Annotated in this window: 13 protein-coding genes; 9 read left to right on the top strand and 4 right to left on the bottom strand. The window is 32.5% G+C overall.

The genetic code is table 11. From position 1 onward, the window contains the following. Positions 1–30: 30 nt before the first annotated feature. Entirely contained in the window at positions 31–1,488 is a 1,458-nt protein-coding gene (locus tag ACH2BG_RS10535) for a hypothetical protein (RefSeq protein ID WP_395047652.1), read from the bottom strand. 326 nt (positions 1,489–1,814) lie between these two features. Between ACH2BG_RS10535 and ACH2BG_RS10530 the strand changes: the two genes are divergently transcribed. Then, positions 1,815–2,366: a hypothetical protein gene (locus ACH2BG_RS10530; RefSeq protein WP_395047651.1), complete on the top strand. Its 552-nt coding sequence runs from the start codon at positions 1,815–1,817 to the stop codon at positions 2,364–2,366. 79 nt (positions 2,367–2,445) lie between these two features. On the opposite strand, the gene ACH2BG_RS10525 is transcribed toward ACH2BG_RS10530, so the two are convergent. Then, complete coding sequence (locus tag ACH2BG_RS10525; protein WP_395047650.1) at positions 2,446–3,324, bottom strand: PPK2 family polyphosphate kinase; 879 nt, start codon at positions 3,322–3,324, stop codon at positions 2,446–2,448. Positions 3,325–3,544: 220 nt separating this feature from the next. On the opposite strand from ACH2BG_RS10525, the gene ACH2BG_RS10520 reads away from it, so the two are divergent. From ACH2BG_RS10520 to ACH2BG_RS10490, 7 genes are all read left to right on the top strand, one after another. Next, a complete protein-coding gene (locus ACH2BG_RS10520) occupies positions 3,545–4,363 on the top strand; it encodes a DUF6929 family protein (protein WP_395047649.1) in 819 nt (272 codons plus the stop codon). Beyond that, positions 4,360–4,947, top strand: a complete 588-nt coding sequence (locus ACH2BG_RS10515) for a phospholipid scramblase-related protein (RefSeq protein ID WP_395047648.1) — start codon at positions 4,360–4,362, stop codon at positions 4,945–4,947. The genes ACH2BG_RS10520 and ACH2BG_RS10515 overlap by 4 nt, the downstream gene beginning before the upstream one ends. Before the next feature lie 97 nt (positions 4,948–5,044). Continuing rightward, the gene (locus ACH2BG_RS10510; protein ID WP_395047647.1) at positions 5,045–5,497 is read left to right on the top strand and encodes a hypothetical protein; all 453 of its coding nucleotides are present in this window, start codon (positions 5,045–5,047) and stop codon (positions 5,495–5,497) included. Positions 5,498–5,687: 190 nt separating this feature from the next. Further along, positions 5,688–6,563: a CPBP family intramembrane glutamic endopeptidase gene (locus ACH2BG_RS10505; RefSeq protein ID WP_395047646.1), complete on the top strand. Its 876-nt coding sequence runs from the start codon at positions 5,688–5,690 to the stop codon at positions 6,561–6,563. A gap of 294 nt (positions 6,564–6,857) precedes the next feature. After that, positions 6,858–7,358 carry an RNA polymerase sigma factor gene (locus ACH2BG_RS10500; RefSeq protein WP_395047645.1) on the top strand — a complete coding sequence of 167 codons (501 nt, stop codon included), beginning with the start codon at positions 6,858–6,860 and terminating at the stop codon, positions 7,356–7,358. Positions 7,359–7,360: 2 nt separating this feature from the next. Beyond that, complete coding sequence (locus ACH2BG_RS10495; RefSeq protein WP_395047644.1) at positions 7,361–8,299, top strand: hypothetical protein; 939 nt, start codon at positions 7,361–7,363, stop codon at positions 8,297–8,299. Between the two features lie 37 nt (positions 8,300–8,336). Then, complete coding sequence (locus ACH2BG_RS10490; protein WP_395047643.1) at positions 8,337–10,256, top strand: von Willebrand factor type A domain-containing protein; 1,920 nt, start codon at positions 8,337–8,339, stop codon at positions 10,254–10,256. A gap of 243 nt (positions 10,257–10,499) precedes the next feature. Here the strand turns inward: ACH2BG_RS10490 and ACH2BG_RS10485 are convergent, their stop codons facing one another. Continuing rightward, complete coding sequence (locus tag ACH2BG_RS10485) at positions 10,500–12,134, bottom strand: ABC-F family ATP-binding cassette domain-containing protein (RefSeq protein WP_395047642.1); 1,635 nt, start codon at positions 12,132–12,134, stop codon at positions 10,500–10,502. Positions 12,135–12,266: 132 nt separating this feature from the next. Between ACH2BG_RS10485 and ACH2BG_RS10480 the strand changes: the two genes are divergently transcribed. Further along, on the top strand, positions 12,267–12,752 hold the full coding sequence (locus tag ACH2BG_RS10480) for a YqiA/YcfP family alpha/beta fold hydrolase (protein WP_395047641.1): 486 nt from the start codon (positions 12,267–12,269) through the stop codon (positions 12,750–12,752). 11 nt (positions 12,753–12,763) lie between these two features. Here ACH2BG_RS10480 and ACH2BG_RS10475 read toward each other — a convergent pair. Further along, on the bottom strand, positions 12,764–13,248 hold a 485-nt coding region (locus ACH2BG_RS10475; protein WP_395047640.1), incomplete at its 5' end, for a Fic family protein.

The following is a 13,248-nucleotide window of genomic DNA, read 5'->3' as shown; positions in this document are numbered from 1 at the left end:
GGACTTTGGTAATATTAAATTAGAAGAAAACTATCTTGCCAATCCTTTGATAACCACAATTTGACTTGCTTGTTCTTCATTAGGACGGTTTGTTCCTCCATCTACACCTCTATAACGTGTTCCTTTCCAAGTATGAGGCTGAACGCTTAACAAGAAAGTATCTTCAATTCCTAATTGGTCTGAAACATCAATCATAGCTCCATATTCCCAATCTCCAAAATTACTAATTCCACCAACATTATATTTCGCAGCATCAGTTGCAGTACGATGATGATCTAATTCTACGACTACTTTCAATTGTTTTGTAGCTAAATTATATTGATAGATATAAGCATCATGAGTTTCATCTCCATATCCATTAGCATCTTCTTGGATATAAGCGTAATTTTTTGTTACACAGATATTGTCTGGATTTTGGAATTTCCCTGCAATTCCAGAACGATCATCACCATCAAGAACTACTTCCAAAGTTCCAGCCAGAGGATTGTTAGCATCCAAATTTAATTTGTAAACTCTTCCGTATTTAGTTCTTGAAGCATCAGCATTATTTCCAGAAATATTTTGTCCTGTAACATTAAAATAGATTTCTCTATCAGCAGCTTGTCCTCCTTTTCTATAATCTAAATCTTCAACTCTACCAAATTTTATCGCTTTTAGCGCATTTACCGAAGTATTAATTTGAGCACCTGTCATTGTTGTATGATTTACAATTTTTACAAAAGAAACATTATAAGTTTGGTTGGTAACCATGTCTTTCTCTCTTTGATTGTCATCGCTTCTTTTCATCATATATAAAGAGCCATTTGACAAATCGCCTACTCTATCAGACAAATACATAAAAAGCTGACCGCCATTTGTTCCTGAATCATCATCGCCAATTATAATTGCCGTTTGTCCAGGATAAGCATTTTTATTTAATGGCAAAGCATTTTCAGCACTCAATCTTCCTAAAGCAGGTAATTCTTTCGAAACACCTGCTAAACCAATAGTCCCATAAGGATCTACAGCGTGTGTACGAGATTCTTCTCCAGACTCTCCACAAGTTAAATAAAGTGGTCCAAAACCATATTCAGCAGGAGTTGCCATTGTAGCACCACACAATCTCCATGTTCCTCCATTAGAGTTTAATAAATATTCTCCTCTAGTAGGTTTGAAACTTTTGTCTAAAAAAATTCTAGAAACCGCAAAATTATCTTCATGATTTACCAAAAAAGTAAACGTTCCATCAGCATTTCTCAACAAACCTAATCCATCAGCAGAACCTCCAAAAACAAAATTAGGACTCCCCGCCAAAACATCATCTGAACCTATTAATGATAAAAATTGAATATTTTCAAAACCCGTTTGTTTTTTTAACAAAGTTGGGGTTGCAGAATGGTTAGCTAGAACAACACCTTCTACAGGAGTACTTGAAACAGTTGATTCGTTATCTTTATTACAAGAAACTAACGAAGCAAAAACAAATAATGGTAAAATAAATTTTTTCATTTTTATAATTAATTTTTAAATTCAATACAAAGAAATAGCATGAATCTTAATCATAAATGAATAGAACGCAATGAAAATGTTACCTTTTTTTAATTTTTGTAATAAAAAATAACTTTATGTTTACAATTTAAAAACCATCATAACACAAGCTTAGATTTAAGATTACATTAAAATAGAATGCCTATTACTATTTCAATAATAAAGACATTCTTACAAACAAAAAACTAGTAATTATATAACAAAACACATTAATTCTATAAATCTAAGATAGTTGATTACTCTACTTTTGCAATGTTGTTTAATAAATACAACACAAAAAATAAATTATGAAAATTACACAAAAAATTAAGTTTCTATTGGTGTTTGCAATCTCAATGTTATTTGCAAATAATTCAAATGCTCAAGAAGTAGAAAACACAAAAAATTATGATCAAGGATTTCGTTTAGGATTGGGTCTAAATGCAGGATATGCATTTGCAGATCCTTATAAATTAGCTTTAGGTGCTGATGCCCGATTACAATATGATCTTACAAAAAGATACTCTGTTACCTTGACAACTGGATTTACAAATCTATTTGTAAGTAAAGCAGATGGATCTGATTTGGGATTTATTCCTTTAAAAGCAGGATTTAAAGCTTTCGTTTGGAATGACCAATTTTATTTAATGGGTGAAGCCGGAGCTGCTTTTGCAGTGACGAATAATTACAACAAAACTTCCTTGCTACTAGCACCAAGTATTGGTTATGCAACGAAACGCATCGATATTTCCTTACGATATGAACACTATAATGACTTTGCACGACTTAATAATGATGGCTATCTAGCTAAAGGTGTTGGTCAATTAGGAGTTCGTCTAGCTTACGGTTTTGAATTGTAAAAATTCAAAAAAACATAAAAAAAAATGCGCTGTAATTCAGCGCATTTTTTATATCCGTATATTTTGTAAATCACGTGCCTCACTCTTTTTCTAACTGTTTTTTAAATTCCGCAAAATTCGCTCTCACTTTAGGATCTAATTGCGGTTCTTTAATATCGGTCAGTTTTTGCAACTCTTCCCAAATAATTTTCGCCACAATAACACGAGCCATATCTTTATCGTCGGCAGGAATTACAAACCAAGGTGCTTTTTCGTTCGATGTTTTGTTTATTGCTTCTTCATAATAATTCATATAATCGTCCCATCGTTCTCTTTCTTTCATGTCTCCAGCCGAAAACTTCCAGTTATCCTCTGCGTTTTCTAAACGATTCAGCAATCTTTTGCGTTGTTCTTCCTTACTCATGTGAAAATAAAATTTCAAAACAATCGTTCCGTTTTGAGTAATATGCTTTTCGAAATTATTAATCTGCTCAAAACGATTTTCCCAAAACTCAGGTTTTATATCTTCTACTTTTTCTATTCCTGGCAAATTCTCATACATAATATATTCAGGATGTACACGAGTTACCAAAACATTCTCGTAATGTGTCCTGTTAAAAACTGCAAACTTTCCTTTTTCTGGCAGTGCCAAATAATGTCGCCACAAATAATCGTGTTCTAACTCGGTCGAATTTGGTGTTTTAAAACTATGCACTACAACGCCTCGCGGATTAAATTCCTTGAAAACTTCCCGAATCAAGCTGTCTTTTCCACACGTATCCATGCCTTGCAAACAAATCAGAAAACTGTATTTATTATGAGCGTACATAGCATCTTGCTTTTTGCTCAATTTAATTTGAATCTTGTCTAAAGCTTCTTCTTTTTCATCATCATCGGCATTAATTTTCAGTTCGGTCGGGATTTTAGACAAAGTAATTTTATCAACTACTTTAAAATCATCAAGATTTATCGAATTCATATTCTTTGTTTTATATTTGTTTTTTTTAGGAGCTATCCCGATAGCTATCGGGACCTGCTATACGTTGCAATCTTTTTCTCTTGTTCTCGATACTCTTCGCAAAAAAGCGAAGAACTCGAACTGACGAGAAAAAGGATTTCCACTGCAAACGAAGTTCACTGAACTCCAATTAAAATGAAAATCAAGTGAAGTAATCAGGGCTAAACTTATCTGTAAATTTATGGAAAAATTTCTACTTACCGTTTTTTTTAAAATCGCCGGAATTAGTTCGGCTTCAGGAATTGTACTACAAGACAATTCGTTGTTTATCATCAGTGACAATTCAGGATTTTTATATGAATACAACATGCATTCTGCTAACTTAAAACAACATCCATTAATAGACAATTCAACCGAAAATATCCTTAAAAAAAACAAACCCGACTTTGAAGCTATTACTTTAAATGGAAACGAATTGCATATTTTCGGTTCAGGATCGACCGAAAAGCGAAATAGACAACTCATTTTCAACACCAAAACAAAACAAACTTCTGAAGTTAATTTAGAACCGTTATATCAAAAAATTAAAAAAGAAAGTCATATTTCAAATGATGATTTAAATATTGAAGGTGCCTTGTATTACAAAGATAATTTACATTTATTTCAACGAGGAAATGGTGCAAATGCTAAAAACGGAATTGCAATTGTCAATAACAATGGTAATATCAATTTTCAAAACATAAAACTTCCAAAAATAAAACACGTAGAAACCTCATTTACTGATGCCATTTTAGTTCATGACAAAATTTACTTTCTAGCTTCTGCCGAAGACACAATTTCTACTTACGATGATGGCGAAGTTTTAGGAAGTATCATTGGTTGTATCGATATTGAAACTTTCAAAATCGATTTTACAATTCAAATTTCCGATTCACATAAATTTGAAGGAATAACTTTGTTTAAAAAATCTGAATCTCATTTAGAATTCTTACTTTGCGAGGACAATGATACCGAAGAATTAGAAACTAAAATTTATAAACTAATAATATCTAAAAAATGAATCCATTATTAAACCAAAGTATTTTCTTGATTAAGGAAAAAGTAGGAATGTTCAAAGCGTCAAACAGTTATGATATTTTTAATCCCGAATCGAACAAACACTTAATGACTAGTACCGAACCTGATTTAGGGACTTTTACTAAAATTTTTCGCTTTACAAAATACAAAAGACACACACCGTTTAACGTTCTTGTAACCACAACCGAAGGAAAACCAATCGTAAATATAAAACGTGGCGTAGCATTTTTCCGTTCAGACATAGAAGTTTTCGACGAAAAAGGACAAATTATTGGGCATTTTAATCAGAAATTCTGGTCTTTTGGTGGCAAATTCGAAATTGTAGACAAACAACAAAAACCAGTTTGCACACTAGAAGGAAAATGGACAGGTTGGGATTTCAAATTTAATAAAGACGGAAAAGAACTAGCATCAGTTAGCAAAAAATGGGCAGGAATTGGCAAAGAATTTTTTACCAGCGCCGATAATTATGTGCTTTCTATAAACGAAATTGTACCACAAGATTCTGTCGAAAGACAACTTATTTTTGCCGCTGTTATGGTGATTGATATGGTTTTGAAAGAGTAATAATAAAAATTTATAGACAAAGCCAATAGTTGTGCGTCAGTTTCGAGCGACAGAAAACCGAAAGAAATAAAACATAAAATTACTTAAAATATTAATTATGTTTGGATTTTTAAATTTGCTCACAGGCTGTAAAAAAGAAAATAACGGAAATGATTTTCAGGATGATAAATTTAAAGCTGGTCAAATTTGGAATTATCAAAACCGAACAGGTGAAGAAAACTCAAAAATAACAATTTTAAAAGTAGAAAAATATTACGGGAAAGAAATCGTAATACACATTTATATAAATGGACTTAAAATAAAGAATGAACTAAGACCAAATGGAGTTTCTGATGATATTGGACACTTGCCAATATCAAAGGAATCATTGAATAAAAGTGTAACAAAACTTATTTCGGAAAATAATAAATTGCCTGATTTTAAAGAAGGTTATGAAAATTGGAAAGAAGCATTTGACAATAAAAAAGGTGGAATATTTACAATTACTGTTAGCGAAGCGGTAAAATTTGTTGAAGAAACAATGAAGAGTGGAAAAAAATCAGAGAATTAAATAAAAAACCGAACGCACAACAGGCGTTTGGCAAGATTGCGAATTTTGTAGTAAATTCACGTTTACATTTCGCAAGAAATTTTATCTTTAATAGCAAATGATCGGTTCCGAACTTCGCAACCTCGCCAAGCGCCGGAACGTTAGCGGTCATTGTAAGCAACCGTATAAAACAGAATTTAAATATAAAATAATGAGCAAAAAAAGCATCGGACAAAAATCACTTCACTTTCCTCTGACGAAAATAATAATCGGATTTATTGTATGTATCGGAATAGTTAGAATTGCACAGACCTTTATCAAAAAACTAATGGAAATAACAAGTTTTGATAAGGACTTCAAAAATCTAATCGGAGGAATATTTGTTGCAATACTTGCAATAATTTCATATTCATATTTGTTCAAATTTTATGAAAAAAGAAAAATTACAGAATTCTCAAAAAAGGGCATCGTTAAAAATCTAACCCTCGGAATTATTCTAGGCACAATCTTACAGTCGCTAACCATCTTTGTAATTTACCTAAAAGGAGGTTATTCAATAATATCAATAAATCCTATTCTGTTTATTGTTCCGCCTTTGACAGTAGCCTTTTCTTCGGCGATTGTTGAAGAAATCTTACTGAGAGGAATAGTTTTTAGAATAACAGAAGAAAAATTAGGGAGTTATTTAGCTTTAATAATTTCTGCAATTTTATTCGGGGCAATGCATCTTGCTAATCCAAACAGTTCTTTAATTGCTGGAATTGGGCTTGCAATTCAAGCAGGACTTTTACTTGCAGCCGCCTATATTTATTCAAGAAATCTATGGTTTCCAATTGCAATCCACTTTGCTTGGAATTTTACACAATCAGCAATTTTTGGTGCAAATGTATCAGGAAATACTATTTCAAAAACATTAATAACTTCTAAGATTGAAGGTGCAGAATGGTTTACAGGTGGGCAATTTGGTCCAGAAGGTTCAATTCAAGCAACGCTATTTTGTTTAGTCGCAACAATTGTACTTCTAGCTTTAAGTCATAAAGAAGGGAAAATAATAAAACCGTATTGGAAGAAGACAACGAACCGCTAACAGCGGTTTCGCAAAATGGCGGGTTCAGTGCTAAATTCAACAGCAGTTATTCGATTGAACTTTTATGTAAAATGAACATTTGTGCTTCGATTTCCGCCACTTCGCCAAGCTACAAAACGTAGTCATCAGGCAAAAGTCAATAGTTAAAACTCGTTTAACTATTGGCTTTTGCCTTTTTCTAATGCCTTAAAAAAAATATTTTACCTTCGTCCCAACCTTTTTATAAAAATAGTCCTCTTTAGTATAAAGACATTCATTGTGATAAACGAAAACTTAATATTAGCCTGCAAAAAAATGCACCGAGACGCACAACGTGAGGTGTACGAGCTTATGGCTCCAAAATTGTATCGCACTTGCAAGCGTTACCTGAAAAAAGAGGAAGAAATAGAGGAAGTGTTGGCCGATGCTTTTTATACTATTTTCACAAAGATAGACACGCTAAAAGAGCTTGGTGCTTTTGAAGCATGGGCTCGAAAAATTGCAGTAAATAACTGTCTTCATCAGCTAAAACGCAATGTGAATTTCAATATATATCTTGAAGACACGAAGATTCAGCTACAACCTGAGAGTTTGCCAAACACACATTTGGAAGAAGAAGATTTACTCAAATTGTTAGATTATATTCCTGCTGGTTGCAAAACAATTTTTAATTTATTTGCTATTGAAGGTTACAGTCACAAGGAAATAGCAACTATGCTTAACATTTCTGAAGGCACATCAAAATCACAATTGAATGTAGCAAAAACAAAGTTGAAAGATTTAGTAAACAATTTGTATTACAAACAAGCAAAGTAAAAATGGAAAATCAAGATAAAATATTCGAACAATTTAAAAACGCTGCCCAAAAAGCAGAAACCAAAGACTTTCCCGAAATGGAGAAAATTTGGTCGCGAGTAGACGCAAAACTCGATACAGTTGTTTACAAAAAACGAAACAACAATTGGAGGAAATTGGCTGTGGCAGCATCGGTAGTTTTAGTGGGGATTATTGTTTTTCAGTTCTTGAAAACTGAGGATAAAATAATGATTCCAGAAAACGAAATTGTAGTTTCCAATGCAAAAAAAGAAATTTTACCAGAAATAATTATAGAAGAAAATCCGATTGTAAGTGCCGAAACTGAAAAATCTGTTATAAAAAGTAATGCTGAAGAAATATTGCAAAAACAAATTACTAATGCTCAAAGTGTAGCGGTAAATGAAGAGCCAGCTCCGTTAGCAGAAAAAGTAGCAGAAGAAATGGCTGCTGAAGCATATTCGACAGCAGAAAAAAGTAAAAAAGCCGCCGCTTCGCCTTCTAGGAATAATACCAACTATGTTTTAAAAGGACGTGTTTTTGATGCCGTTGGTGTTAACAGTTCCGCTAAAGATACCGAAGAAGATAAAAGTACTAAAAGTGAAATTCAGGAAACACAAAATCTTCCGTTAGTTGTTATTGATGGAAAAACAATTACCAATAACAAAAAATCTGGAGAAGAAATTATTTCAGAATTAGACAAGGAAGAATTTGAAAGCGTTTACTTAAAAGAACCATTGTATATTATAAATGGCGCTTATTATTCGGAAGAATCACTATTTGGAGCAAATCCCACGAGTCCTTACGCACCATTAGACAAGCAAGAAATTAAAACTATAAAAATCTTGCAAGACGAAAACGCAACCGCAATTTATGGTGAAAAAGGAAAAAAGGGCGTTGTTATTATTACTACCAAAACTGGAAAACCTGTAGTGCCAAAATAGGCAAAATTCAAAAATTTAATCTTTAAAATTTAAAATCATGAAAAACTTAAAAAGTATTTCGTTAGGCATTGCTATGCTTATTTCTGTCCTAACTTTTGGGCAGCAAAAAACAATTACAGGAATTGTAACTGATTCTTCTGGACCACTTCCAGGTGTAAATATTACAGTAAAAGGAACGCAACGAGGTGTTGCAACAAATTTTGACGGAACTTACAAAATTCAAGCGAAAGCTGGAGAAAAATTAGTTTACAGTTATATGGGAATGAACGATGAGATTAGAGTCGTTGGCACTTCAAATGTTATTAATGTTAAGATGAAAGATGATGCTAAAATGCTAGAATCGGTTGTGGTTACTGCTTATGGCATTGAAGAAGACAACAGATCATATGCATCTAAAAGAGATCGAAAAAAAGGAGAAAAATTAGCTGGTAAAGTTTCTGGGATTCAAATTAGTTCGAGTCCAAACAATCAAATTATACTTAGAGGAAACACTTCTATAAATTCCACAGAAATAAGAAAAGACAAAAATTATAACAATCAAGTACTAAATAATAATCAAGAAGACTATGATAACTTCATAGAAAACGCTTTCGAAAGTCCAAAAACAGCGCCACTTTCTACTTTTTCTATCGATGTTGATAATGCTTCTTATACCAACATTCGCAGATTCATTAACAACGGGCAAACGGTTCCAAAAGATGCCGTTCGTGTAGAAGAAATGATGAATTTCTTTAAATATCAATATCCTCAACCAAAAGACAATAATCCGTTTTCTATTAATACCGAATACAGTGAATGTCCTTGGAATAGCAAACATAAATTAGTGAAAATTGGTTTGCAGGGAAAAAATATTCCAACTAATGATTTACCCGCTTCAAACTTGGTTTTCTTAATTGATGTTTCGGGTTCGATGAGTGATGTTAATAAATTGCCTTTATTAGTGGAATCACTAAAAGTATTGGTAGCACAACTTCGCAAAGAAGATAAAGTTGCCATTGTAGTATATGCTGGCGCTGCAGGATTGGTTTTGCCTCCAACTTCTGGAAACGAAAAACAAACCATTATTGATGCTTTAGAAAAACTAAATGCTGGCGGAAGCACTGCTGGCGGAGCAGGAATTCAATTGGCTTACAAAACTGCAGAAGAAAATTTTATAAAAGGCGGAAACAATCGTGTAATTCTAGCAACAGATGGCGATTTTAACGTTGGCACTTCTTCCGATGGCGATATGCAAACACTAATAGAAGACAAGAGAAAATCTGGCGTATTTTTAACTTGTTTGGGTTACGGAATGGGAAATTACAAAGACAGCAAAATGGAAATTCTTGCCGATAAAGGAAACGGAAATTATGCTTATATCGATAATATTCAGGAAGCCAATCGTTTCTTAGGAAAAGAATTCAAAGGTTCAATGTTTGCTATTGCTAAAGATGTTAAAATTCAAATTGAATTCAACCCGAAACACGTACAATCCTATAGATTAATTGGCTACGAAAACAGAAAATTACGTCCAGAAGATTTCAAAAATGATGCGATTGATGCGGGAGAATTAGGAAGTAATCATACAGTAACTGCTTTGTACGAAATTATTCCTACTGATGTGAAAAGTGATTTTTATAATGAAACTTCCGATTTAAAATACACAAAAGTTGAACCAATGGGAAATAATTTTAATGACGAACTGGCAACCATAAAATTTCGTTACAAAAAAACTGATGGCGACAAAAGTATCGAAATTGTTCAGATTATTGAAAATAAATCTAGCGTGTTAGAAAATGCTTCTGATGATTTAAAATTTACGGCTTCAGTAGCTTGGTTTGGATTAAAATTGAGAGATTCAAAACTGATTTCAAATAAATCTTCTGACGATATAAAAAAACTAGCCATACTTGGTTTGTCTAACGATACCGATGGTTACAAAGCAGAATTTATTAGATTGGTTGAAGCTGTAAAATAATTTTTTTGGTTAATTTGTTTTATTGAAAAACCCTACGAGAATTAAATCTTGTCGGGTTTTATTTTATATTAAAATAATTCTTATACTATTTTAATTTTAGAATTAACTGTAATAATAAACAAAGAGTTTGTCATTTCGAGGAACGAGGAATCACATGAAGTTATTTAGATTATGAGATTCCTCGTTCCTCGGAATGACAATATCGTCAATAAATGGTGTGTATTTTTTAAAGATTAATTGGTGTTATTTTTCAATTTCTCTCATACTGTCCATTTTCTTATGGGCTAAGAAACCTGCAATATCTTCAAAATGTTCTTTGACACGTTTGTTACCAAATTCGAAAACTTTGGTCGCTAATCCGTCCAAGAAATCACGGTCGTGAGAAACTAGAATTAATGTTCCATCGAAATCACGTAAAGCTTCTTTAATAATGTCTTTGGTTTTCATATCCAAATGATTTGAAGGCTCATCTAGAATCAATAAATTTACAGGTTCGAGCAATAATTTTATCATTGCCAAACGCGTTTTTTCTCCACCCGAAAGTACTTTTACTTTTTTAGTAATGTCATCACCTTGAAACATAAAAGCACCTAAAATATCTTTTATTTTTGTACGAACATCACCAACAGCAATATCATCAATAGTAGAAAATATCGTTCCGTTTTCATCTAATAATGAGGCTTGATTTTGAGCAAAATAACCAATTTGAGAGTTGTGTCCAATTTCGACACTTCCAGAATTGATTTCAATTTCTTTCATAATGGCTTTAATCATGGTCGATTTTCCTTCACCATTTTTACCTACAAAAGCAACTTTTTCACCACGTTCAATTACAATATTGGCATCTTGAAAAATAACTTTATCACCATAAGATTTTGTCATATCTTTTACAACAACAGGATATTGACCGGAACGAATAGCTGCTGGAAATTTTAGTTTCAATGCCGAGGTGTCAACCTCATCAACTTGTACAATAACTAGTTTTTCTAGCATCTTAACACGAGATTGAACCGCATCAGTTTTAGAAAAAGTCCCTTTGAAACGGTCGATAAAAGTTCTGTTGTCGGCAATCATTCGTTGTTGTTCGTCATATGCTTTTTGCTGATGAATTCTTCGGTCTTTTCTGAGTTCTAAATAGTGAGAATATTTGGCTTTATAATCGTAAATTCTTCCCATCGTGACTTCGATAGTACGATTTGTAATATTGTCAACAAAGGCTCTATCGTGGGAAATTACCACAACGGCTTTGGCAGAATTGATCAAGAAGTCCTCTAACCATTGGATACTTTCGATATCCATGTGATTGGTTGGCTCATCTAGTAAAATTAAATCTGGTTTTTGTAATAAGATTTTAGCTAGTTCGATTCTCATTCTCCAACCACCAGAAAATTCTGAAGTTTGGCGTGTAAAATCTTCACGCAGAAACCCTAATCCTGTTAGTATTTTCTCTACTTCGGCTTCATAATTTATTTCTTCGATTGCATAAAATTTCTCAGATAAGTCCGAAACTCTTTCGATGAGTTTCATGTAATCGTCACTTTCATAATCGGTACGAACAGTTAATTGTTCGTTTATTTCGTCGATTTCGGCTTTCATTGCAAAAACTTCTCCAAATGCTTTCGAAGTTTCTTCCATAACCGTAGCACCATCGGTAGTTAGTAAATGCTGAGGCAAATAGGCAACAACGGCGTCTTTTGGAGCCGATACATTTCCTGTTGATGGTTTTGCTTGACCCGAAATTATCTTTAATAAAGTAGATTTTCCTGCACCATTCTTACCCATTAAGGCAATTTTATCATTTTCATTGATAGCAAAAGAAACATCGCTAAATAAAGTGGTTCCGCCAAATTGTACGGAAATATCGTTTACTGTAATCATTTTCGGTTATTTATTTAATCGATTTTTTGAAGGTGCAAAGATAGATTAATTAGGGAATTTGACAATTTTAAAAATGAATTTGAATTATGAAAAAAAGAATTCGGATATTTGATTTTTTATAAATTAAAAATAATGAACATTCTTTATCTGCACGGACTTGACAGTAATTTAAGTATTGAAAAAAGAGAAGTTCTTGAACCATTTGGAAATATTATTGCTCCTAATTTAGATTACAGAGCAAATCCTAACATGATTGAAACTTTATATACTGAATATAAAAATCAAAATATAGATGTCATTATTGGTAGTAGTATGGGTGGTTTTGCGGGTTTTTATCTTTCTAAATTAATGCAAATTCCTGCTTTGTTATTTAATCCAGCTTTGCCTTATCGGACTTCTGTTTTACAAAATATTCCAATTATTAATGACGACCACAATCATTTGTTACAAATTGTAATTGGAAACCAAGATGATGTGATTTTAGCAAAAGACAATCTTGAATTTATTACGAAATTATTGCCTCTAAAAAATGATTTTAGGTTACATCTTCTCAGTGAATTGGGTCATGGCATTCCTGTAGCTATTTTTGAGAGCGAAGTAAATTTATTTTTTAGATAAAAAAGACTACTTTACAGTAATCTTTTTCGCTGTCTATTTTCTATATAATCATCGATAGCTTTTTTTGTAGTAAGCCAATTTCGACCTTCTTTATAAGCATCTATTTTTCCTTGGCGTGCCAACAAACTAATATATTCCTGACCATAAGGCGAACTAGGTTCACTCACAATATTTGAAATCGTATCGTATTCTTCTTCGTTATCAGGCAAAGCATTCAAGTAAATATTTAGCGTTCTTTCTTGCGCCTGACACATTAGCAAAATTAATTTTTGATAATTACCATTATTAGCTTGATTTAACGCTTCATAATATTTTTTTCGATCATTTTTAAGAATAATGGCTGGTGGAAAACCTTTCTTCATTAATAATAAATTCATAGCCAAACGAACTGTTCGACCGTTTCCATCAAAAAAAGGATGAATCCAAACAAATTTATGATGAAAAATAGTAGCCAACTCGATATCATTCATTCCTAATGGATTAGTGTTGATAAAAT

This window comes from Flavobacterium sp. (genome assembly GCF_043779715.1).
In the GTDB taxonomy this organism is placed as follows: Bacteria; Bacteroidota; Bacteroidia; order Flavobacteriales; family Flavobacteriaceae; genus Flavobacterium.
This window is presented reverse-complemented; position numbering and strand designations above follow the sequence as displayed.